At 73.5% G+C, this 25736-nt stretch carries 4 protein-coding genes; all 4 read right to left on the reverse strand.

Annotated features, from left to right (window positions below; translation table 11 throughout):
- Positions 1–6: 6 nt before the first annotated feature.
- Positions 7–21756, reverse strand: a complete 21750-nt coding sequence (locus QFZ76_RS15995) for a non-ribosomal peptide synthase/polyketide synthase (protein WP_307674373.1) — start codon at positions 21754–21756, stop codon at positions 7–9.
- Positions 21757–21862: 106 nt separating this feature from the next.
- Entirely contained in the window at positions 21863–22153 is a 291-nt protein-coding gene (locus QFZ76_RS16000) for an acyl carrier protein (protein WP_307674374.1), read from the reverse strand.
- Positions 22154–22261: 108 nt separating this feature from the next.
- Positions 22262–24001 carry an acyl-CoA dehydrogenase gene (locus QFZ76_RS16005; protein ID WP_307674375.1) on the reverse strand — a complete coding sequence of 580 codons (1740 nt, stop codon included), beginning with the start codon at positions 23999–24001 and terminating at the stop codon, positions 22262–22264.
- The gene (locus QFZ76_RS16010; protein ID WP_307674376.1) at positions 23998–25701 is read right to left on the reverse strand and encodes an acyl-CoA dehydrogenase family protein; all 1704 of its coding nucleotides are present in this window, start codon (positions 25699–25701) and stop codon (positions 23998–24000) included. The genes QFZ76_RS16005 and QFZ76_RS16010 overlap by 4 nt, the downstream gene beginning before the upstream one ends.
- Between the last annotated feature and the right edge of the window lie 35 nt (positions 25702–25736).

Consider the following 25736-nt stretch of genomic DNA (forward strand, 5'->3'; position numbering starts at 1 on the left):
CTTTCCTCACTCGTCTTCCTGGTCTGCGAAGAAGTCGTCTTCGAAGGCGTCGATCTCGTCCTGGCTGAGGGACAGCAGGGACACGTCCGACGGGGTCAGTCCTCCCGCGTCGGGTTGGCGGGCGTGTTCGGCGAGTCCGCGCAGGGCCGCGAACCAGGCCTCGGCCACCTCCCGCACCTCGTCCTCGGACAGCAGGCGCGCGGCCCAGGTCCAGGTGGCGACGAGTTCGGGTCCCTCGTCCCCGTCCTGGGTGAGGGCGTTGAGTTCCAATATGTGGGTGAGCGGGGCGTCCGGGTCGTCGCCGGGGACGAGCGCCCCGGTGTCGGGTACGGGGGTCCAGTCGACGGCTTCCTGTGCCGTGACCCGGCCCAGGTAGTTGAAGCCGATCCGGGGGCGGCCGAGCGGGGCGAGCACGGACCTGGTCCTGGGGTTGAGGTGGCGCAGCAGGCCGTATCCGACGCCGTTGTCGGGTACCGCCCGCAGTTGTTCCTTGACGGCCTTCAGGACGCGGCCCGCGGTGGGGCCGCCGGCGAGGGCGTCCTCGTGGGCGGCCCGGTCCAGCGGGCCCGGGTCGAGCCGCACCGGGTAGAGGCTGGTGAACCAGCCGACGGTGCGGGACAGGTCGGCCCCGGGAACGACCTGCTCCTCGCGTCCGTGTCCCTCGACGTCGACGACCACGCCGCTGTCGCGCGTGGGCCGCCGGGAGGCGAGGGCCAGGGTGAGGGCGGCGAGGAGACCGTCGGCCGCGCCGGTGCCGAAGACGGAGCCGACGGTGGTGAGCACACTCGTGGTGACGTCGGCGGGCAGTCTCAGCGTGAGGGTGCCGGCGGTGGCGTGGGTGTCGCGGGCCGGGTCCAGCGGGGCCGTGCCGAACGGTGCCCCGGCGTCCCGCAGCGTGTCCGCCCAGTGGGCGAGCCGGTCGGTGTGCGCCGGGTCCAGCGCCGCCGTCTGCAGGGCGGTGGCCCAGTGCCGGAAGGAGGTGCCGACGGGCGGGAGCGCGGGGTCGGTGCCCGCGGCCGACGCCTGCCGGGCCTCGGCGAGGTCGGACACGATCAGGCGCCAGGACACGCCGTCGACGACCAGGTGGTCGGCGAGCAGCACGAGCCGTCCCGGTGTCCGCGGGCCGCGGTCCAGCCAGACGGCCTGGAGCATGATGCCGTCCGCGGGTGCCAGCCGTCCGAGGGCCGCGCGAGCGTGGTCGGCGAGCAGCCGGTGCACGGTCTGCGTGTCGGCGCCCCGGGCGTCCACGCGCTCCAGGCAGGTACGGGCGTCGAGCGTGCCCGGCTCCGGGATCTTTGCGTGCGGTTGCCCGGCGGCGTCGGACGCCCAGCGCATGCGCAGCGCGTCGTGGCGGTCCAGAACGGCCTGGAGGGCGGTGCGCAGGTCGTCGTACGTCATGCCCGCGGGCACCTGGAGGACGACGGACTGGTTGAACTTCTCGGTGCGCCCGCCGCGTTCGGCGAGCCAGTGCATGATCGGCGTGAGCGGGACGGGGCCCGTGGCGGGTTCCTGTGCCGTCTGAGGCACCTCGGCGGGGGTCCGGCCGGAGATGGCCTCGGCGAGCGCGGCCACCGTACGGTGGTCGAACACGTCGCGCGGACTGAGGGTGAGGCCTGCTTTGCGGGCGCGGCTGACCAGTTGGATGGACATGATGCTGTCACCGCCGAGGTCGAAGAAGCTGTCCTCGACGCCGATCCCGTCCACGCCGAGCACGTCGGCGAACAGCGCGCACAGGGTTTCCTCCACGGGTCCGGCGGCGGTACGGCCGGTGGCGCGGGGTGTGTGGGCGGGAGCCGGGAGGGCCCTGCGGTCAAGTTTTCCGTTGTTGGTCAGCGGCAGCTCGGGCAGGGGTATGAGGGCCGCGGGCACCATGTAGTCGGGCAGGCGTGCGGTGAGGTGGGCGCGCAGCCCGGCGAGGTCGAGCCCGTCGCCGGCGGCCACGACGTAGCCGGTGAGGCGTTTGTCGCCGGGCTGGTCCTCGCGCACGATCACCGCGCCCGCCCGCACGTCGGGGTGGGCGGTCAGGGCGCCCTCGATCTCGGCGAGTTCGATGCGGAAACCGCGCACCTTGACCTGGTCGTCGGCGCGGCCCACGAACTCCAGCAGGCCGTCGGTGTTCCACCGCACCAGGTCGCCGGTGTGGTACATGCGCTCGCCCGGCGCCCCGAACGGACAGGGCACGAAGCGTTCGGCGGTGAGGTCGGGGCGCGCCCAGTAACCGCGGGCGAGGCCGCTGCCGGCCACGTAGAGCTCGCCGGGTACTCCGTCCGGTACGGGGTGCAGGGCGGCGTCGAGGACGTACACCCGCATGTTGTCCAGCGGGCGTCCGATGGGTACCACGTCGGCCAGCCGGCGGGCGTCGTCCGCGCCGACCGGGTTGCGGGTGGTGAACACCGTCGTCTCGGTGGGGCCGTAGCCGTTGACGACCTCGATGTGCGGGCAGTGTTCCAGGACCCGGCGCACGGCGGCGGGCGGGACCGCGTCACCGCCGGTCCACACCTGGCGCACGCCGCGGAAGCAGTCCGGCTGCTCCTCCGCCAGTACCGCGAACAGGCCCGCGGTGAGCCACAGTCCGGTGACGCCGTGCCCGGTGATGAGCGCGCCGAGCGCCTCGACGCCGGTGTCCCCTGCGGGGGCGACGACGACACTGCCGCCGCACAGCAGCGCGACCCACAGTTCCAGGGTGAGCGCGTCCCAGGCGTGCGGGGAGTGCAGCAGGACGCGTTCGGCGCAGCCGGAGCTCCACCACCGATCCTGTGCGAGGTCGGCGATGTTCCCGTGGGTCGCGGCGACGCCCTTGGGCAGGCCGGTCGAGCCGGAGGTGAACATCAGGCAGGCGAGGTCCTCGGGCCCGGGGACGAATCCGGGTGCACAGGCGTCCTCGCCGACGAGGGCCTCGGCGGTGGCGGGGTCGTCGACGACGAGCACGTCGAGGGGGCCGGCGACGCTCTCGGCCCGTTCCCGCTGGGCGCGGTCGGCGATGAGCAGCGGTGTGCCGGTCTCGGCGACGATCCAGCGCAGCCGCTCGTCGGGATAGGTCGCGCTGAGCGGCACGTAGGCGCCGCCCGCCTTGAGGACGGCGAGTACGGCGACGACGAGGTCGACGGAGCGTTCCATGAGGAGCGCGACGCGGGTATCGCGGCGTATCCCGGCTCGGCGCAGCCGGTGTGCCAACCGGTGCGCCCTGGCCGACAGTTCCGCGTAGGTGAGGGTCGTGCCGTCGCCGACGAGTGCCGTCTTGTCGGGGGTGGCCGCGGTGTGCGCCTCGAAGAGACCGAGGAGGGTGGTCGCGGGAGCCGGAACGGTCGTGTCGTTGCGTCCCTCCAGCAGGAGCCGGCGTTCGTCGGTGCCGAGGACGTCGACGCGGGTGACCGGTGCGTCGGGGTGTGCCAGCACCGCCTCCAGCACGCGGACGAGCCGGGCGGCGAGGATCTGGGCGGTGGTGCGGTCGTAGAGGTCGGTGGCGTACTCGACGCGGCCGGTGAGACCGAAGCCGGCCGCACGGCTGCGGGTGAAGCCGAAGGACAGGTCGAACTTGGCGACGCCCGTGTCGAGGTGGTACTCGGAGACGTCCACTCCCGGCAGTCGCGCGGCCTGGGCGAGGGCCTCCTGTTCGGCGGTGTCGTCCAGGGTGAGGACCGTCTGGAACAGCGGGTGTCGTGATGTCGAGCGGGTCACGTCGAGCACGTCGACGACGCGTTCGAAGGGCACGTCCTGGTGGGCGTACGCCGCCAGGCCGAACTCGCGTACGCGGTCGACGAGTTCACGGAAGGTCGGGTCGCCCGACAGGTCGGTGCGCAGCACCAGCGTGTTCACGAAGAACCCGACCAGGTCCTCCACCGCGTCATCGGTGCGGCCCGCGATCGGCGTACCGATCGGGATGTCCGTGCCCGCGCCGAGCCGCGACAGCAGGGTCGCCAGTGCCGCCTGCATCACCATGAACGGCGTCGCCCGCAGCTCGCGCGCCAGGTCAGCCAGCCGCTCGTGCAGGGCGGCAGGCACCTCGAACTCCACCACGCCGCCGGTGTACGAGGACACGGCCGGACGGGGCCGGTCGGTGGGCAGGCTGAGTTCCTCGGGCAGGCCGTTCAGCCGGTCCTTCCAGAACGCGAGCTGGCGTGAGACGAGGCTGTCGGGGTCGTCCTCGGAGCCGAGCGTCTGGTTCTGCCACAGTGTGAAGTCGGCGTACTGCACGGGCAGTTCGGTCCAGGCCGGGGCGTGCCCGGCGCGGCGCGCCAGGTAGGCGGCGGTCAGGTCCCGGGCGAGGACGCCGGTCGACCGGCCGTCCCCGGCGATGTGATGGACCACCAGGAGCAGTACGTGTTCCCGGTCGCTCTGGGAGAACAGCGCGGCGTGCAGCGGGAGTTCGGCGCCGAGGTCGAAGGCGTGGCGTGCCGCCGCGCCCAGTTCGGCCTCGTCGGCGACCGTGTGCAGGCGTGGCCGCGCGTGGTCAAGCACCACCTGGTACGGGCCCTCGTCGTCCTCCGCGAAGACGGTGCGCAGCGCCTCGTGGCGTGTCGTCACGTCGGCCAGGGCGACTTCCAGTGCCGCCGGGTCGAGGTCACCGGTCAGGTGCAGTGCCAGCGGGATGTTGTAGGTGGCGCCGGGGCCTTCGAAGCGGTGCAGGAACCAGAGCCTGCGCTGCGCGAACGACAGCGGGAGCCGGTCCGGCCGCTCCACGCGGGCCACGGGCCGCCCCGCGCCGGTGCCGGCCGTGCCCAGGACCGGGCCCAGGCCGGCGACGGTGGGCGACTCGAACAGGTCCCGCACCGACAGTTCCGCGCCGAGCGTCGCGCGGACGCGGTTGACCAGCCGGGTGGCCAGCAGCGAGTGACCGCCCAGTTCGAAGAAGCCGTCGTCGATGCCGACCCGCTCCACGCCGAGCACCTCGGCGAACAGACCGCACAGGATCTCCTCGCGCGGCGAACGCGGCCCGCGGTACTCGGCGGTGCCCGTGCCGACGTACTCCGGAGCGGGCAGGGCCTTGCGGTCGAGCTTGCCGTTGACGGTGAGCGGCAGCGCCGTGAGGGGCACCACGGCCGACGGCACCATGTACTCCGGCAGTTCGGCGGCCAGCCGGTCGCGTACGGCGGCGACGTCCAGGCCGTCGGCGGCGGGCACCGCGTAGGCGACGAGCCGCTGGTCGCCGGGCTGGTCCTCGCGGACGACCACGGCGGCCTGGGCGACCTGGGGATGGCCGGCCAGCGCGGCGTCGATCTCGCCGAGTTCGATGCGGAAGCCGCGGATCTTGACCTGGTCGTCGGCCCGCCCCAGGTACTCCAGTTCACCGTCCGCGGTCCACCGCGCCAGGTCACCCGTGCGATACATCCGCGTGCCGGACGCGCCGTACGGATCCGCCACGAACCGTTCCGCGGTCAGCCCCGGCCGGTTCAGATAACCGCGCGCCAGACCCGCCCCGGCGACATACATCTCACCCGTGACACCCACCGCAGCCGGCCGCAGACCACCGTCGAGGACGTACACCCGCAGGTCGCGGATACCGACACCGATGAGACTGCGGCGCTGACCGGTCCAGGCGGCGGCATCCAGAGCCCGCACGCTGACATGGACGGTCGTCTCGGTGATGCCGTACATGTTGACCAGGACGGGCTCGGCATCGCCGTGCCGACGACCCCAGCTCTCCAGCCGGCCGAGGTCGAGCGCCTCACCACCGAAGATCACCCACCGCAGTGCGAGCCGATCCCCGAGACCGGGCTGGTCCCGGTCCGCCTGCATCAACTGATAGAACGCCGACGGAGTCTGGTTGAGCACCGTGACCCGCTCACGCACCAGCAGCCGCAAAAACTCCACCGGATTCCGGCTGACATCGAACGGCACCACGACAAGCCGCCCACCGTGCAGGAGCGGACCCCACAGCTCCCACACCGAGAAGTCGAACGCGACGGAATGGAACAGAGTCCACACGTCGTCCGGACCGAAGCCGTAGACGTCCTCGGTGGCGGTGAACAGCCGCACCACGTTGGCATGCGGGACCACCACACCCTTGGGACGGCCGGTGGAACCGGAGGTGTAGATCACATACGCCGGACTGGCCGGACCGGCCGGGACACGACCACGGCCAGGACCGGACACACCGGGCTCCCCGGTCGCGGCCGAGGCAAGCCACTCCTCATCGACGACAAGGACCGGATCGGTGTCCTGAAGGATGTAGGCGATCCGCTCCTCGGGATAGCCGGGATCGACGGGAACATACGCCGCCCCCGACTTCACGACCCCCAGCAGAGCCACGACCAGATCAAGGCCACGCGGCAGGCACACCGCGACAAACCGCTCCGGACCCGCACCATGCGCCACCAGCCGGTCCGCCAACCGGTCCGCCCGCTCATCCAGCTCCGCATACGTCAACGACCGCGTCCCACAGGTGACGGCGACCGCGTCCGGAACGAGAGCGGCACGGGCCGCGAAGAGTTCGGCGAGCGTCCGGGGCGGGGCGGCTGTGCCTCCTTCGCCGGCCGCGGCCAGCAGCCGGGCGCGCTCGGCCGCGTCGGTGACGTCGATGCGGGTGACCGGTCGGTCCGGGTCGGTCAGCGCCGCGTCGAGGACGCGCGCCAGGCGCCGGGTGAGGGCCACGGCGCCCGCGTGGGTGTACAGGTCGGCGCTGTAGGAGAGGCTGCCGTGCAGTCCCGCGGGCGTGCCGTCGGCGGCGCGACGCTCCTCGAAGACGAGGGAGAGGTCGAATTTCGCCGCCGTGGTGTCCACCGGTTCGGGACGGACCGCGAGGCCCGGCAGACCGCGCAGCGCGCCGAGGGCCTGCTCGGTGGTGTCGTTCCAAGTGAGAGCGGTCTGGAAGAGAGGGTGGCGGGCCATGGAGCGGGCCGGGTTGAGGACGTCGACGAGGCGTTCGAAGGGCACGTCCTGGTGGGCGTACGCCGCCAGGTCGAACTCCCGTACGCGGCCGACGAGTTCACGGAAGGTCGGGTCGCCCGACAGGTCGGTGCGCAGCACCAGCGTGTTCACGAAGAACCCGACCAGGCCCTCCAGGGCGTCGTCGGCGCGGCCGGCGACCGGGGTGCCGATGGGGATGTCGGTTCCGGCGCCCAGCCGCGACAGCAGGGTCGCCAGGGCCGCGCGCATCACCATGAACGGCGTCGCCCGCAGCTCGCGGGCCACGACCACGAGCCGCTCGTGCAGGGCGGCCGGCACCTCGAACTCCACCACCCCGCCGGTGTACGAGGACACGGCCGGACGCCGGTGGTCGGTCGGCAGGTCCAGTTCCTCGGGCAGGCCGGACAGCGCGTCCTTCCAGAACGCCAGCCGGCGTGCCAGGGGGCTGTCCGCATCGGTCTCGGAGCCGAGCGTCCGGCGCTGCCACAGGGCGAAGTCCGCGTACTGGAGCGGCAGTTGCTCCCAGCTCGGAGCGTGACCGGCGCGGCGGGCCGCGTAGGCGGCGGTCAGGTCCCGGGCGAGCGGCCCCACCGACCAGCCGTCGCCGGCGATGTGGTGCAGGACCAGCAGGAGCACATGCTCCTGCGGGGCGAGTTCGAACAGCCGGACCCGCAGGGGGAGTTCGGCCGAGAGATCGAAGGGACGGCGGGTCTCACCGGCCAGTTTCGCGCCGAGTCCGGCCTCGTCGGCGGGCTCGGCCGTGACCCGCGGGGCAGCCCCGCGGGCGTCGAGGACGCGCTGGTGGGGGCCGTCGGCGTCCTCGGCGACGAGAGTGCGCAGCGACTCGTGCCGGCCCACCACGTCGGCCAGCGCGGCTTCGAGAGCCGTCCGGTCGAGGTCGCCGGTCAGCCGCAGTGCGGCGGGGATGTTGTACGTGGCAGACGCCTCGTCGAACTGGCCGAGGAACCACAGCCGTTCCTGCGCGAACGACAGCGGCAGCCGCTCGGGCCGCTGGGCCGCCCGCGCGGCGGGACGGGCGGCATCGGTGCCCTGCCGGGCGGCGAGCCCGGCGACGGTCGGCGTCTCGAACAGACCGCGCACCGGCAGTTCCTCGCCGAGCGTCGTGCGGACGCGGTTGACCAGCCGGGTGGCCAGCAGCGAGTGACCGCCCAGTTCGAAGAAGCCGTCGTCGATACCGACCCGCTCCACGCCGAGCACCTCGGCGAACAGACCGCACAGGATCTCCTCGCGCGGCGAACGCGGCCCGCGGTACCCGGCCGTGGACAGGGTGCCGTACTCCGGAGCGGGCAGCGCCTTGCGGTCCAGCTTCCCGTTGGGGGTGACGGGCAGGCTGTCCAGGGCGACGAACGCCGAGGGCACCATGTGGGCGGCGAGCCGTCCGGCGGCGTACCGGCGCAGCCGCGCCTGGTCCGCGTCCGCGCCGGGCGCGGGCACCACGTAGGCGACGAGCCGCTTGTCGCCGGGCTGGTCCTCGCGGACGACCACCACGGCTCTGGCCACGGCGGGGTGGCCGCCGACGACCGCGGCCACCTCGCCGGGCTCGATGCGGAAGCCGCGGATCTTGACCTGGTCGTCAGCGCGCCCCAGGTACTCCAGCTCACCGTCCGCGGTCCACCGCGCCAGGTCGCCCGTGCGGTACATCCGCTCCCCCGGCCCTCCGAACGGACAGGCCACGAACCGATCCGCGGTCAGCGCCGGCCGGTTCAGATAGCCGCGCGCCAGACCGGCCCCGGCGATGTAGAGCTCGCCCGGGGTGCCGACGGGTGCCGGCCGCAAACCGCCGTCGAGGACGTACAGGCGGGTGTTGATCAGCGGGGTGCCGATGGGCGGGACGGCGGCACCGGCCAGTGGGGCGCTCATGCTGGCGCACACCGTGGACTCGGTGGGGCCGTAGGCGTTGATCATGCGGCGCCCGCGCGACCAGCGCGCCACCAGGTCCGGCGGACAGGCCTCGCCGGCCACGACCAGGGTGGTCACGGTGGGCAGCGCGTCGTCCGGAAGCACGGCCAGCGCCGACGGCGGCAGGGTGACGTGGCTGATCTCCTGCTCGCGCACCAGCTCGGTCAGCGCGGGGCCGGGCAGCAGCCGCTCGGCGGGGGCCAGCACCAGTGTCGCGCCGGCGAGCAGCGCCATGCACAGCTCGGAGACGGCCGCGTCGAAGCTGGGCGAGGCGAAGAGCAGCACCCGGCTGTCGGGGGTGACGGCGAAGCGGTCGATCTGTCCGGTGGCCAGGCTCGCGATGCCCCGGTGGGAGACCGCGACGCCCTTGGGCCGACCGGTGGAACCCGAGGTGTGGATGACGTAGGCGAGCAACGCGGGGTCGACGGGGGCGGGATCGTCGGCGGCGTGGGCGGAGGTGTCGGCCGCCGCCAGCCAGGCCGAGTCGACGAACAGTACGGGATCGACGTCGTCGAGGATGTGCGCGATGCGCTCGGCGGGGTAGTCCGGGTCGATGGGTACGTGGGCGGCTCCCGTCTTCATGACGGCGAGCAGGGTGACCACCAGGTCGGCCGAGCGCGGCAGGGACACCGCGACGCACCGCTCCGGGCCCGCGCCGTGCTCGGCCAGCAGCAGGGCCAGCCGGTTGGCACGTGCGTTGAGGTCGGCGTAGCTCAGTCGGCTGCCTTCGAAGACCACGGCCTCGGCGTCCGGGGTGCGGGCCACCTGTGCCTGGAACAACTCGGGCAGCGCGCCGGCGGGCACCGGGTGTTCGGTGGCGTTCCAGTCGTCGACCAGCAGTCGGCGTTCGTCGGCACCGAGCGCGTCGATCCGTCCGACGGGCAACTCGGGGGCGTCGGCCATGGCCGTCAGGATCCGCAGCAGGCGGTCCATGACCAGGCGTGCCGTCTCCGGGGCGACCAGGTCGGGCTGATGGTCGAGGCGGAAGCGCAGTTCGTCGCCGGGCATCGCGACGAGGCCGTAGGTGTAGTGCACGGCGTCGCGGGTGCGGGCGCCGGTGAGCCGCAGACCGGTTCCGGCCGCGACGGCGTTCAGTGTCCCGGCGTCCAGGGGGTAGTTCTCGAACACCAGAGAGGTGTCGAAGAGTTCACCGAAATCGGTCACCCGCTGGATGTCGGCGAGACCGAGGTGCTGGTGTTCCAGCAGCCGCGCCTGTTCACGCTGCGCACGCAGCAGCAGCTCGCCGACGGACTCCGCGGGATCGACGCGCAGCCGCGCCGGCACCGTGTTGATGAACAGGCCGATGGCGTCCCAGGTTCCGTCTGCCTCGGCCGGGCGGCCGGACACGGTGACGCCGAACGCCACGTCGTCGCGGCCCAGTTGACCGGCCAGGACGAGTCCCCAGGCGGCCTGGACCGCCGAGTTGAGGGTCACGCCGAGGGCCCGGGTCCGCTCGGTCAGCCGGGCGGTGTCCGGGGCGGGCAGCGAAGCCTCCACAGTCTCCGGAAGGAGCGGGGTGCGACCGGCGTCGAGCGTGGCGGCCAGCGTCGGCTCCTCGAATCCGGCGAACGCCTCGCGCCAGGCAGCCTCGGCGGCGGCGCGGTCCTGCCGGGCGAGCCACGCCAGATGGTCCCGGTAGGGCCGGACCGGCGGCAGCGGGCGCTCGCCCCGGTACAGCTCCAGCAGCTCACGGACGATGACGGGCAGGGACCAGCCGTCCCACAGCACATGGTGCGAGGTGATCGCCAGCCGGTGGTGCCGGTCGCCCAGCCGCAGCAGGGTGAAACGGACGAGCGGGGGCCGGGCGGGGTCGAAGCGCCGGGTGCGGTCGGCGTCGAGCAGGCGCCGGGCCTCCTGTTCGCGTTCGGCCTCGTGCAGCGCACCGAGGTCGGCCTCCTGCCAGGGCAGCGGAACTTCGCGCAGCACCGCCTGCACCGGGGTGCTGAGGTTCTCGTGCAGGAAGGCCGCCCGCAGGTTGGGGTGCCGGTCGAGCAGCGCGGCCGCGGCGGCACGCAGCGCGGCGGTGTCCGGCTCGCCCTCGATGTCGACGACGAGCTGCACCGTGTAGACGTCCGCGGACTCCTCGTCGAAGGAGTGGTGGAAGAGCAGGCCCTCCTGCAGCGGGGACAGCGGCAGGACGTCCTCCAGGTCCGGCAGCCGCCGCTCCAGTTCCTCGATCTCGCGCTGGCCGAGCCGCGCGGGGGCGATGTCGGAGGGCGTGAGACCGCCCGCGCCCGGCCGGCGCACGTGGGCGGCGAAGCCGCGCAGGACCTCGAACCACTCCTCGGCCAGCAGGCGCACCCGGTCCTCGTCGAACAGGCGGCTCGCCCAGGTCCAGGCGGCGACGAGTTCGGGCCCGTCGGGGCCGTCCTCGGCCAGCGCGTTGAGTTCCACGGCGTGGGCGAGCGGCAGGCCGGGGTCGGCGGAACCGCCGATGCCGTTACTGCCGGGCACGACGCTCCAGTCCGCGTCGTCGCCGGTGGTGGCGCGGCCGAGGTAGTTGAAGCCCAGCTCGGGCGAGGTCGGCGCGGAGAGTTCGGCGGCGGTCTGCGCGTCGAGGTGGCGCAGCGCGCCGAAGCCGAGGCCGTGGTCCGGCACCGCGCGGAGCAGTTCCTTGGTGCGCTTCAGCAGCCGGCCGGCCTCCGAGCCGCCCGCCCGCAGCCCGGCGCGCGCCTCGGCGTCGAGCCGGCCGGCGTCCAGCCGCACCGGGTACAGGCTGGTGAACCAGCCCACGGTCCGTGACAGGTCGGCGTCGTCCGCGCCGAGCTGGTCGCGGCCGTGGCCCTCGGCGTCCACCAGTACGGTCGGGTCGTCCGTGCCGCGCCAGGCGGTGACGGCCGCCGCGAACGCAGCGAGCAGGACCTCGTCGGGGCGGGCCCGGTAACGGGAGGCAGCGGTGGTCAGCACGGCCCGGGTCACCTCGGCGGGCAGCCGCAGCCGCAGCGTGGCGGCGGTGCCGTGGGTGTCCAGCGCGGGGTCCAGGGCGGGGGCCAGGGCGGGGGCCAGGGCGGGCGTGGCCGCCGTATCCGCGGATGCTCCCAATACCTCACGCCAGTAAGGGAGCTGGTTCCGGTATCTGCCCTCGGCGGCCGCCGTGTGCCGACGGCGGGCCCAGGAACGGTAGGACAGGCCCGTCGGAGCGAGGTCGGCGGCACGGCCGGCGGTGGCCGCCCGCCAGGCGTCGGCGAGGTCGGGCAGCAGTATCCGCCAGGACACGCCGTCGACCACCAGGTGGTGGGCGACCAGCACCAGCCGGCCGGGCCGGTCCGGCCCCCGGTCGCACCACACCGCCTGGACCATCACGCCGTCACGCGGCGCGAGCCGAGCACGGGCGGCCGCGGCGTGCTCGGCCACGAGGTCGTCCAACTCGGCGTCACCGAGCCCCTCGGCGTCCACCCGGCGCAGCAGCCCACCGGCCGCCACCGAGCCGCGTTCGCCGATCTCGAGCGACCACGGCTCGACGTCGGTCAGGCGCATCCGCAGGGCGTCGTGGTGGTCGAGGACGGTCTGCAGGGCCGTCAGCAGGTCCTCGCGGTGCAGCCCGGCGGGTACCCGCACCGCGAGGGACTGGGCGAATCCGTCGACGGGGCCGCCGCGTTCGGCCAGCCAGTGGGCCATGGGCGGCAGCGGAACCGCGCCGTCCGCGACGTCCGGCTCCTCGGCCGCGTCGGCGCCGGTCGGCGCCGCGACCGCGGCGAGGCCCTCGACCGTGCGCTGCTCGAACACGTCCCGCGGGGAGAGGACGAGCCCCTGCTGCCGGGCCCGGCCGACCAGCTGGATCGACATGATGCTGTCGCCGCCGAGGTCGAAGAAGCCGTCGTCGACGGCCACTTCGGGCAGACCGAGCACCTCGCCGACGAGCAGGCACAGGATGCGCTCGGTCTCGGTGCGCGGCGCCCTGCCGCCGCCGGACGCCGGCAGCTCGGGGGCGGGCAGGGCCTTGCGGTCGAGCTTGCCGTTGACGGTGAGCGGCAGCTCGTCGAGCGTGACGAAGGCGGACGGCACCATGTAGTCGGGCAGCGTGGCCGCCAGGTGGTCCCGCAGCAGGCCGTGATCGACCGGCTTCCGCGCGGCCAGGACGTAGGCGACGAGACGACGGTCGCCGGGGCGGTCCTCGCGCACCATCGTCCGGGCCCAGGCCACGTCCCGGTGGCCGGCCAGCGCGGCGTCGATCTCGCCGAGTTCGATGCGGAAGCCGCGGATCTTGACCTGGTCGTCGGCCCGCCCCAGGTACTCCAGCTCACCGTCCGAGGTCCACCGCGCCAGGTCACCCGTGCGGTACATCCGCGTGCCGGACGCGCCGTAGGGGTCGGCCACGAACCGTTCCGCGGTCAGCCCCGGCCGGTTCAGATAACCGCGCGCCAGACCCGCCCCGGCGACATACATCTCACCCGTGACACCCACCGCAGCCGGCCGCAGACCACCGTCAAGGACATAGACCCGCAGGTCGCGGATACCGACACCGATCAGGCTGCGGTGCTGACCGGTCCAGGCGGCGGCATCCAGAGCACGCACGCTGACATGGACGGTCGTCTCCGTGATCCCGTACATGTTCACCAGGACGGGCTCGGTGTCGCCGTGCCGACGACCCCAGCTCTCCAGCCGGCCCAAATCGAGCGCCTCACCACCGAAGATCACCCACCGCAGCGCGAGCCGATCCCCAAGACCGGGCTGGTCCCGGTCCGCCTGCATCAACTGATAGAACGCCGACGGAGTCTGGTTGAGCACCGTGACCCGTTCACGGACGAGCAGCCGCAAAAACTCCACCGGGTTCCGGCTGACATCGAACGGCACCACGACGAGCCGCCCACCGTGCAGGAGCGGACCCCACAGCTCCCACACCGAGAAGTCGAACGCGACGGAATGGAACAGAGTCCACACGTCGTCCGGGCCGAAGCCGTAGACGTCCTCGGTGGCGGTGAACAGCCGCACCACGTTGGCATGCGGAACCACCACACCCTTGGGACGGCCGGTGGAACCGGACGTATAGATCACATACGCCGGACTGGCCGGATCGACCCGAACACGGCCACGACCACGACCACGCGCAACGGGCTCCCCGGTCGCGGCCGAGGCAAGCCACTCCTCGTCGACGACAAGGACCGGATCGGTGTCCTGAAGGATGTAGGCAATCCGCTCCTCGGGATAGCCGGGATCGACGGGAACATACGCCGCCCCCGACTTCACGACCCCCAGCAGAGCCACGACCAGATCAAGGCCACGCGGCAGACACACCGCGACAAACCGCTCCGGACCCGCACCATGCGCCACCAGCCGGTCCGCCAACCGGTCCGCCCGCTCATCCAACTCCGCATACGTCAACGACCGCGTCCCACAGGTGACGGCGACCGCGTCCGGAACGAGAGCGGCACGCCGCTCGAACAGTTCGGCCAGCGACGAAGACGAGGTGTGCGCGGCCGGCGCCACCTCGTGGGCGGTGTCGGCGAAGGTGTCGAGTGTCAGCCGCCGCTCGGCGTGGGTCAGTACGTCGAGTCGCCCGGTGGGCAGCTCGGGACGGTCGGCGAGAGCCTGAAGGATGTGCACGAACCGGTCCGCGACGGCCTGCGCGGTGGCGTGGTCGACGAGGTCGGGCTGGTGGTCGAGGCGCAACCGCAGTTCGTCGCCGGGGACCACGACCAGGCCGAGCGAGTAGTGCACCGCGTCGTGCGCGCGGACCTCGCCGACCCGCAGGCCGGCCGTCGCGGTGAGCTCCGTGAAGGCGGCCGCGTCCAGTGGGAAGTTCTCGAACACCACGGAGGTGTCGAAGAGTTCGCCCAGTCCGACCGTGCGCTGGATGTCGGCGAGGCCGGTGTGCTGGTGCTCCAGCAGCCGCTGCCGCTCGCCCTGCACGCGGCGCAGCAGGTCGCCGAGCGGCTCGGCCGCCTTCAGGCGCACCCGCAGCGGAACGGTGTTGATGTACAGCCCGACGCAGTCCTCGATGCCGTCGATCTCGGCGGGCCGTCCGGAGACGGTCACGCCGAAGGTGACGTCGTCGCGGCCCAGGATGCGCGACAGCACCAGCGCCCAGGCCGCCTCGACCACCGAGTTGAGCGTCACGCCCAGAGCGCGGGAGCGTTCGACCAGCGCCGCGGTGGCAGGCGCCGGCAGGGTGGTCTCCACGCGTTCCGGCCGCACCGGGATCCGGCCGGCCGGCGCGGCGGCGACCCGCGTCGGCTCCTCGACGTCGGCGAACGCCGCCCGCCAGGCCCGTTCGGCCGCGTCCCGGTCGCGCTGCGCGAGCCACCGCAGATGGTCGCGGAAGGGGCGCGCCGCGGGCAGCGCGGACCTGCTCCGGTACAGCTCCAGCAGCTCTCGCAGCAGCACGGGCAGCGACCAGCCGTCCAGTACGGCGTGGTGGACGGTGAGTGCCAGCACGGCGCGCTCGGTGCCGGTGCGGGCGAGCAGGAAGCGGACCAGCGGGGGTGCGGCGAGGTCGAAGGGACGCTCCCGCTCCAGGAGCAGCCGGTCGTGCAGCGACTCCTCGCCGACGGCCTCGGTCTCCTGCCAGTTCAGGGGTACGTCGGCGTGGACGACCTGGACGGGGCGGCTGAGCCCCTCCGTCCGGAAGCCGGCGCGCAGCGCGTCGTGCCGGGTGAGCAGGGCGGCGGCCGCCGACTTCAGGGCGGGCACGTCGAGCCGGCCGAGGAGTTCGACGGCGACCTGCACGGTGTAGACGTCGGGGGCACCGCGGTCGAAGACGCTGTGGAAGACCAGGCCTTCCTGGAGCGGTGTGAGCGGCAGCACCTCGGCCGACGCGGGCAGTCGCGTGCGCAGCGCGGCCAGTTCCTCGTCGCCGAGCGGTACGTCGACGGGGGTGTCGTCGGGCGCGTCGGCAGCGGCGGTGGACTTGCCGTCGTTCGGCGATTCGGGCAGGGCCTCGGCGAGCGCGGCGACCGTACGGTGGGCGAAGACGTCCTTCACGGCGATGCGCAGTCCGGCCCGGCGGGCCCGGCCGACCAGGCGCACCGCGACGATGCTGTCGCCGCCCAGGGCGAAGAAACTGTCGTCGACGCCGGCCTCGGGCACGCCGAGCACCTCGGCGAACAGGGCGCACAGCGTCTCCTCGCGCGCGGTGCGGGGCGCCCGGCCGGAGGCCACGGCGGCGAAGTCGGGGGCGGGCAGGACCTTGCGGTCGATCTTGCCGTTGGGGGTGAGCGGCAGCGCGTCCAGCGTGACGAAGGCCGCCGGGACCATGTACTCCGGCAGGGTTCGCGCCAGGTGGGTACGCAGCTCTTCGGGGGCGCCGCCGACCACGTAGGCCACCAGGCGCTTGTCGCCGGGGGGGTCCTCGCGCACCACGACCGCCGCCCGGGACACCTCCTCGTGGCCGAGCAGGACCGCCTCGATCTCGCCGGGCTCGATGCGATGGCCGCGTACCTTGACCTGCTGGTCCACGCGGCCGAGGTACTCCAGCTCGCCGTCGGCCGACCAGCGCACCAGGTCGCCGGTGCGGTACATCCGGGTGCCGGACGCGCCGTAGGGGTCGGCGACGAAGCGCTCCGCGGTGAGGCCGGCCCGGTCCAGGTAGCCGTGGGCCAGGCCCGCTCCGGCGATGTACAGCTCTGCGGCGACTCCGGCGGGCGCCGGGCGCAGGGCCGCGTCGAGCACGTACACCCGGGTGTTGCCGATGGGGCGGCCGATCGAGCCGCGCGACGCGCTGTCGCCGGCGACCTCGCCGGCCGTGGACCAGATGGTGGTCTCGGTGGGGCCGTAGAGGTTGGTGACCGAACGGGCCGTGGTCAGCAGGCGGTCGGCGAGGTCCGCGGGCAGTGCCTCGCCGCCGACGAGGACCCGCAGCCCGGCCGGAGCCGTCGGGACCTCGTCGACGAGGGCGCGCCACAGGCTCGGGGTCGCCTGCATCACCGACACCCCGGCCTCGTCGATCAGCTCGGCCAGTGCCTGCGGGTCCCGGGTGGTGTCCTTGTCGGCGAGCACCACCCGCGCGCCGGCCAGCAGCGGCACGAACAGCTCCAGGGCGGCGATGTCGAAGCCCACCGTCGTGACGGCCAGCAGCCGGTCCTCGGTGGTCAGGGCGAACAACCGCGCCATCGAGTCGAGGAAGTTGACCAGGGCGGCGTGTCCGACGACCACGCCCTTGGGGCGGCCGGTCGAACCGGAGGTGTAGATCACGTACGCGGGACTGTGCGGCGAGACCGCGGCCAGGTCGTCTGCCGCGAGGTCCTCGGTGCGGGCCCCGGCGAGCCAGGTCTCGTCCACGACGAGGACGGGCCGGGAGTCCTCGAGCATGTAGGAGACGCGGTCGGCGGGGAAGTCCGGGTCGAGCGGCACGTACGCCGCACCCGACTTGGCCACGGCGAGCAGCACGGTGACGAGGTCGGCGGAGCGCGGCAGCCGGACCGCGACCCGGCGCCCGGGCCCCGCCCCCTGCTCGACCAGCAGCCGGGCCACCCGGTTGGCGCGGGCGTTGAGCTCCCCGTAGGTGAGTTCGTGGCCGCCGCAGACCACGGCCGTGGCCTGCGGCGTCCGGGCCGCGCGGTCCTCGAAGAGCTGCGGAAGGGCGGCCGGGGGCACGGCTCGGTCGGTGGCGTTCCACCGCTCCAGCAGTGTTTCGCGTTCGGTGTCGTCGAGGACCTCCACCCGTCCCGTCGGCGTCGTCGGGTCGGCCGCGAACTGCTCCAGGACGCGGACGAGCCGGGCGACGGTCCGCTCGGCCGCGGTGGTGTCGACCAGGTCGGGTTGGTGGTCGACGCGCAGCCGGAGCCGCTCACCCGGGTGGACGACGAGGCTGAGGGGGTAGTGGGCTCCCTCGTGCGCGCGGGCGTCCACGAGCCGCAGACCGGCCTCGTCGGCCAGGGTGCCGAGTGCGGTGCGGTCCAGGGGGTAGTTCTCGAACACCATGGAGGTGTCGAAGAGTTCACCGAGACCGGTCCACCGCTGGATGTCGGCGAGGCCCACGTGCTGGTGCTCCAGCAGGGCCGTCCGCTCCTCCTGAAGTCGTGCGGCGAGGGCTGCGAGGGGTTCGGCGGGGTCCAGCCGTACGCGCTGGGGCAGCGTGTTGATGAACAGGCCCGCCAGGTCCTCCACGCCGCTGAGCTCGGCGGGGCGGCCGGCCACCGTGGTGCCGAACACCACGTCGGTACGGCCCAGCACCTGGGCCAGGACCAGCGACCAGGCCGCGGTCGTCAGGGAGTTGAGGGTGACGCCCAGGTCGCGGGCCCGCTGTCCCAGGCGGGCGGTGAGTGCGGCGGGCAGATCGTGCTCCACGCGCGCGGGGAGCACCGGGGTACGGCCGGGTACGGAGGGAGCCAGCCGGGCGGGCTCGTCGAAGCCGTCGAGCGCGGCGGTCCAGGCGTGCCGGGCCGCCTCGGTGTCCTGTGCCGCGAGCCACGCCAAGTAGTCCTCGTACGGCCGCACTTCGGGCAGGGGACGCCCGTCTGTGTAGCTCTGGAGCAGGTCACGGACGACGAGGGGCAGCGACCAGCCGTCGACGACGGTGTGATGGGCGGTCACCGCCAGGGCGTGGTGCTCGGCCGCCGTGCGGACCAGCAGGAAGCGGACGAGCGGCGGCCGGTCCAGGGCGAAGCGCGTGGCGCGTTCCCGGGCGAGCAGCGCGTCGAGCTCCTCCTGGTCCTCGGTCGTCTCCTCCCGCCAGACGAGCGGTACCTCGGCCGGCACGACCTGGACGGCGCGGCTGAGTCCCTCGTGCCGGAACCCGGCCCGCAGCGCGTCGTGGCGCTTCAGCAGCCGCGCGGCGGCGGTACGCAGGGCGGCGGTGTCGAGCGGGCCACCGAGTTCGAGGACGGCCTGGACGGTGTAGAGGTCGGGCTGGTCCTCGTCGAAGACGCTGTGGAAGAGCAGGCCTTCCTGGAGGGGCGTCAGCGGCAGCACACGGGCCCCGGACGGGGCGTCGACGAGGGCGAGTTCGTGCTGCGGCAGCGGGTCGGGGAGGGTGTACGTGGCGGTGTCCGCGGCCGCCCGGGCGATGGCCGCGAGGGCCTCCACGGTGCGATGCACGAAGACGTCGCGGGCGGTGAACGCGAGGCCCGTGCGGCGGGCGTGCGAGACGAGCCGGAGCGCCAGGACGCTGTCGCCGCCCAGATCGAAGAAGCTGTCGTGGACACCGGCCCGGGGCACGCCGAGAACCTCGGTGAACAGGGCGCACAGCCGGGTCTCGGCGGCAGTGCGCGCCGCCCCGCCGCGTGAGGTGTGAACGGGTGCGGGCAGGGCGGCCCGGTCCAGTTTGCCGTTGGGGCTGAGCGGGAGCGTGCCAAGCGTGACGAACGCGGACGGCACCATGTAGTCCGGCAGGTCCTCCGCCACCCGGGCACGCAGCTCCCCGGTGTCGGCGCCGCCGACGACGTAGGCCACCAGCCGCTTGTCGCCGGGGCGGTCCTCGCGCAGCACCACGGCGGCGTGCTCCACCGCGGGGTGGGCGGTGAGGACGGCCTCGATCTCGGCCGGTTCGACGCGGAAGCCGCGCACCTTCACCTGCTGGTCGGCACGCCCGAGGTACTCGAGCTCCCCGTCGGCCGTCCAGCGGGCCAGGTCGCCGGTACGGTACATGCGCTCGCCCGCGATGCCGAAGGGGCAGGCGACGAATCGCTCGGCGGTCAGGCCGGACCGCCCGAGGTAGCCGCGGGCCAGACCGGCGCCCGCCACGTACAGCTCACCGACGGCGCCCACCGGCACCGGGCGCAGGAACGAATCCAGCACGAGGGCACGGGTGTTGGCGATGGGGCGGCCGATCCGCACGGTGCCGGCGGTGACGTCGGCGTACAGGCTGTCGCCGCTGGCCTCGGAGGACCCGTACAGGTTCAGCAGGCGGGCCTCGGGCAGCGCGGCCCGGAACCGGTCGGCGTACGCCGGCGGCAGTGCCTCGCCGCTGGTCACCCACAACGTGCACGGCGCCAGGGCACCGGTGTCGTCGCCGTCCAGGAGCTCGGCGAGGAGGCTGGGCACGAGGGTGATGCGTCCGACGCGGTGGCGGGCGACGAGGTCCGTCATCGCAGCGGCGCTGCGGCCGGCGTCGGGGCCGCAGAGCACGACGGGCGCGCCGTGCACGAGCGGGCCGAGGAGTTCGGTGGTGCCGTCCACGAAGCTGAGGGAGCTCTTGGCGAGCACGGGCCGTCCGTCGAAGGGGAACTCCTCGCCGAACCACAGCAGTCGGTTGACGGCCCCTTCGTGGAGGCCGATCACGCCCTTGGGGACGCCCGTCGATCCGGAGGTGTAGATCAGGTACGCGGGATGGGCGGCGGTCAGCGGCCGGTGGCGGTCGGCGTCGATGGGGCTGTGCGTGGGCTGCCCCGTGGTGTCGAGGGTGTCGACGATCAGCCGTGGTGCGCCGTCCGGCGGCAGTTCGGCGGCCACGTCGGCGGTGGTGAGGACCAGACCGGGGCGGGCGTCGCCGAGCATGTGGGCGATGCGGTCGGCGGGGTAGTCCGGGTCGACGGGCAGATAGGCGGCGCCTGCCTTCAGTACGGCGAGTACGGCGACGACCAGGTCCGCGGAGCGCCGCAGCGCGAGGCCGACGTGCTGGTCGGGGCCCGTACCCCGGCCGATGAGCAGGTGGGCGAGCCGGTTGGCCCGGGTGTCGAGTTCGGCGTAGGTGAGCGTGCCGCCGTCGTGGTGCAGGGCGGGCTCGTCCGGGGTGCGGGCGGCCTGCGCCTCGAACAGCTCGGGCAGGGTGGCGGCCGTCCGTTCGCGTGCGGTGCCGTTCCACTCCCGCAGCAGCAGGTCGCGTTCGGTGTCGGTGGGCAGGTCCAGGGCGGCGACCGGGTGGTCGGGGCGGGTGGCGGCGCGGTTCAGGAACGCGCAGAACCGCTCCTGGTGACGGGCGAGTTCGTCCTGGGTGTAGAGCTCGCGGTTGCCGCAGAACTCCAGCTCGGTCTCCGCGGTGCCGGGCGTGCGGTAGACGTTGACCGTCAGGTCCGCGATCGGGCCGTTGGCGAGCTGGCGGCGCACGGCCGTCCAGGCGCCGAAGCGGGTCTCCTGCTCGAAGGCCATCACATTGACCTGCGGCCCGGAGAGGGCACCGGCCTCGGCGGACAGGCCGAGTTCCGCGCGCAGAGCCTCGCCCCGGTGGCGCTGGTGCCGGATGGCCTTGCGGATCTGTTCCTCCGCCTGGTCCACGAGGTCGCCGAAGGTGGTGTCCGGGCGGACGGTCAGCCGGACGGGGACTTCGTTGGCGAGCATCGCGGGCGTGCCGAGCTCCCTGCGCGAACGGCGCGCCGCCATGGGCATGTTGACGATGACGTCGGGCCGGCCGAGCAGGCGGTGCACATATGCCGCGGTGGCGGCGACGATCGTGGCGGACAGCCGGCCGACGCCGCCGCGGCCGCCGTCGGCGACCCCGGCGAGGAAGTCCGACGGCATGGGGGTGACCAGGCGCATCGTGCTGGGCGTGGCGGGCGCGACCCGCCCGGCGAGCGGGGTGCCCTCGTGGTGGTCGGCGAATGCGGCACGCCAGTACGCCGCGTCCGTGGCGTACCGGGGGGAGGCGAGGTAGGCGGCGTCCTCGGCCAGGAGGTCGGCGAGCGGGGCGGCGGTGGATCCGGGAGGGGTCAGGCCCTGCTCGAACGCGGTGTACAGCTCCGCGAGCCGCCGCATGTAGAGGTGCTGGCCGAAGCCGTCCAGCACGATGTGGTGGTAGCGGAAATACAGGACGCTGCGCTGCGTCCCGATGGTGAACAGCGCGTGTGTGTACGGCGCTTCGCGGGTGAGGTCGGTCGCGGTGGCGAGGTCGGCGGCCGTCCAGGCCTGGATCTCGGCGTCCGGGTCGGGCCGGCCGGTGAGGTCGACGACGTGCAGTTCGCCCTCGTCGGCCGGCTCGATGCTCAGCCGGGGGCCGTCCGCGGTGTCGTGGAACCGGGTGCGCAGGGTCTCGGCCTCGGCGACGGCCTGGGTGACGGCCCGGCGCAGGGCGTCCTCGTCGAGGCGTCCGGTGAGCGTGTAGGTGACGCCGCAGTTGTAGAAGGGGTCGTCGGGTGCCATGCGCTGCGCCACCCAGATGCCGGTCTGCGCGGCTGACACGGTACGGAGCGTGTTGCTGACGTCGGACACGGGCTTCCCATCCCCCAGGGCGCTGCGGACTGCGTGGAACTGCGGTGCGTGAATGCGTGCGGGTGCGGTGCGCGGCTCAGGCAGCGCCGCTGCGGGCACGCTCCTCGCCGATGGCGGCGAGGAGGGCCTCGATCGTGGGGTTGTCCCACATCATCGTCGGGTCGACCGCGAAGCCGAGGTGGTCCTCGATCTCGGCGGCGACGGACAGCGCGTACACCGAATCGAGGCCGTAGTCGCTGAGCGGCACGTCGGGCCGGATGTCGGCGGCCGGCATCCTCAGGTGCTCGGCGACCCGGGCCACCAGCCAGTCCTGCAGGTCGTCGTTGTCGGCGGAGTCGGTCATGCTCAGGGCGGTGCTTTCGGACATGGGGTCTCCAGTCGCGATACGTGGTGGGACAGCGGTCGGGCGACACCGGACGGCGCCGGCCCGTGGTCGTGCTCGGGCCGGGGCCCGAGACCGGTGGGTCGGGTGTGTTCAGCCGTGGGAGCCGGCGAGTGGCCGGGGCAGCATTCCGAGGCCCTTGGAGCGGGCACAGCGGTCCAGCAGTTCGTCCCACAGCGGCTGTTCGAGGTGGCCGGGCAGGGAGGGGCGGGGCGTGCCGAGCGGAGTGCGCAGCCGGTGGAGGGCCGCGGCCGCCCAGGCGGGATCGGCCAGGAAGGCGGCGTCGGTGCCCCGGGCGTGCCGCCAGGTCTCGAAGCAGGCGGCAGCGACGAGGATCTTCACATAGCGGGTGGTGAGGTCGTAGGTGTGCGAGCCGGCGCCGACCGACAGCTCGGCCGGCGAGAGCGACACGCACTCCTCGGCGAGGTCGACGAGTTCGCCGGCGAAGTGCTCGCCGTGCGCGCGCAGCGCGGTGTACGCCGGTCCGGTGCCGTTCGGCATGGCGGCGAGCCCGGCGGCCAGCGAGGTGCTCAGGCTCTCGCGGCCCGCGGCGCTGATGACGAGCTGCCGGAAGTCGAACGCCGGAAGGTCGGCGCCGGGGCGGAACAGCTCGGCCGGTGCGCCGGTCTCGCCGAGCCAGGACCGCCGGGCGAGCAGGGGCAGTTGGGGCAGCAGCGACACCTGGCAGGCGGCGCGCGCCGCGTGCCCGAAGCCCGCGGGCTGGATGTCGCGCAGCAGTTTCTGGAAGCCCGCGGCCGGTCCCTCACGCAGGTAGAAGTGAGCGCCCAGCACGGCCGAGAGCTGGTTCATCACGTCCATCAGGGTCTTGGACACGAAGAACTTCACGGCCAGCGCGTAGATCGGGGTCTGCGCCGGCAGCAGGTGCAGCGCCCGGGTCGCCACGGTCGCGAAGCAGTCGGCGGTCAGCAGATCCGAGTACGCGGCGGCGAGCACCGAGCGGATGTGCGGGAGATCGGCGGCCGTACGACCGTACAGTCGCCGGCCCCTGACGTGGCTGAGGGTGGTGCGCAGTGCCGAGTCGACGACACCGGTGAACATCGACACGAGGGTGGTGCGGGTGACCGGGAAGGACCGCAGCGCGTTCTCCAGCCCGTGGCCCATGGTGCCGAGGACGGCGCTCTCGGGCAGCGGGCAGTCCCGGAACTCGATGCCGCCCAGTTGCACTCCGCGCATGCCGCTGGTGCGGTAGCGGGGCAGGTGGGTCAGGTGTCCGCCGGGCAACCGGGACTTGTCGACGTACAGCTGGGAGTGGCTGCGGCTACCGGGGCGCTGTGCGGTGCGGGCGAAGACCACCAGCGCCTCGGCGCGCCGGACGTTGGTGATGATCTCCTTGCGGCCGTTGAGGACGAGACCGGCCGGTCCGGGCAGCGCGGTGAACTCGGTGCCCGCCATGTCGTTGCCGTGCGCCAGCTCGTGGTAGGCGACGGCCACCCGGCGGCCGGAGCACAGCAGTTCGGCGGCGTGGCGGCACTGCTCCTCGTCGCCCGCGGTCCACAGGTTGACGCCCGCGATGAACGAGCTGGCGCCGTAGCCCAGTCCGAGGCAGGGGTCGCGCCGGTAGACCGAGCGCATGATCTCCACGAGGTGGTCGAGCCGGTCGAGCCGGCCGCCGAACGCCGTGGGCACGAACTCGGCGCCCAGTCCGTACTCGTGGAGCGCCTGTTCCCCGGCCTCGAACATCTCGCCGCGCTCGTCGGCTTCGAGTACGGCCCGCAGGCCGAGCGGGTTGTCGTCGGCGAAGGGGTCGCCGAGCGCGGACTCCAGGGCGTGCAGTCGCGCGGGCCCGGCGGTGGTGGCGAGTGCCGTGGTCACTGGACGCCTCCCTGCGCGTGGTGGGCCGGCAACGACAGCGGCGCGCTGTCGGTCGTGGCGAGCAGCCGGTCGGCCAGCCGGTCGAAGGCGGTGGCCCGCGTCTCGTCGACGGCGATGCCGAGCCGGTTGAGGACGAGGGTGAGGCCGGCCTGGAGCCACAGCCCGTCGTACGCGGTGCGGGCGCTGTCCAGCCACAGGTGCACCAGGGCCGCGGCGGCGAAGCACAGCTCGTACTGGGCCGCCAGGTCGAAGGCGGACTGCGGGACGTCCCGGACCGTGCGCTCCTGGTGCTCCATACCGGTGTGCACGGCTTCGGCGAGACCGGTGAGCTCGTCCGCCATGCGGGCCGCCTCGGGCGGCAGTTGCCCCTGGCGGACACCGGCGCGGAGCCGGTCCAGTGCTTCCGGCAGCAGTTGTACGAGGCTGCAGCCCCCGGTCGACAGCAGCCGCAGCCGGCCCGGGTCGAAGGGGCGTGGTGGGCTGCCCGGCAGCGTCGCGGTGACGGCGTCCCGGTCGGCCGTGCCGCGGTGCCAGGACCGGGCCAGGACCGGGAAGTGGTCGATGAGCAGGCTGCGGTTGACGGCAGTGCTGCCGTCGAAGACGGCGACGATGCGGTGGTCGCGGTCGAGCTTGGCGAAGGCACCGTCGAGGTAGGTGTCGCTCAGGAAGCTCCGGACGCCGAGCAGTTCGCTCAGCTGGTCGAGGGTGTCCTGGGCGAGCGTCGGCACGAGCGCCTTGGTGACGGACGCGATGACGCTCATCTCGGGGGTCAGCGTGTGGATGGCGCGGGCGGCCACGGTGGTGACGGCCTCGGCGACGATCAGCCCGGCACCGGCCTCGCCCAGGATGCGGCGTACGCGCGGCAGGTCGCTGAGCCGGCGCCCGTAGAGGTGGCGGCCGAGCGCGTACTCCGTGGCGATCCGCAGCCCGTGGTCGAGTGCGCCGAGCGACAGTGCGGTGCACACGGTGCGGGTCAGCTGAAGGGTCTTGAGAACCGTTTCCGCTCCGGTTCCGGCCGCACCGACCAGTGCCTCCTCGGGCACCACGGCGCCGTCGAAGGCGATGCCGCTGATGTCGGCCCCCCGGATGCCGTGGGTTCGCACCTTGGGCAGCGGCCGGTGGCTGCCGGGGGCCAGCCGGTCCTTGTCGACCAGGAAGAGACTGAAGCCACGGGGGCCGCCCCGCTCGTCGGTGCGGGCGAGGACGCACAGGAACCGACCCCGCGTCGCGTTGTTGATGAGCCACTTCTCCCCGTCGAGCCGCCATCCGCCCTCGGTTCGACGGGCGGTGAGCTCTCCGGCGAGCAGGTCGCTGCCGTGGTCGCGCTCGGTCAGGGCCCAGGAGGCCACGGCACCGGCGCGTACGTCCGCGGCGAGACCGGCCGCCTGGGCGGGGCTGCCCGCGACCTGGACGGGGGCGGTGCCGAGGAATGTCTTGCCGTGTGCGACCGCCACCGTCAGGTCGCGGCGGGCCACGGTGCGCAGGAGCTGGACGAGTTCGACATGGTCGTGCAGGAGGCCGCCGTGGCGGGCGTCGACGTAGTGGGCGGCGAGGCCGAAGTCGTCGAGCGCGCGGCAGGCCTCGGCGGGAAACCGCTCCTCGCGGTCCAGGGCGGCCATCGCGCCGGGGCTGAAGACGCCGTCGCCGGAGTCGGATTGTCGCAGGAACTGGTCGAGTCTGAGCACAGAGCTGTGCGGCACGGTGAATCCCCCGTTGTGTGGCTCCCCGGGGCCTG

Source organism: Streptomyces sp. V4I2 (assembly GCF_030817655.1).
In the GTDB taxonomy this organism is placed as follows: Bacteria; Actinomycetota; Actinomycetes; order Streptomycetales; family Streptomycetaceae; genus Streptomyces; species Streptomyces plumbiresistens.

Bases quoted from the DNA above. Each gene is read 5' to 3' on its own strand.
- QFZ76_RS16000 (WP_307674374.1), bottom strand. From the start codon at position 22,153: ATGTCCGAAAGCACCGCCCTGAGCATGACCGACTCCGCCGACAACGAC.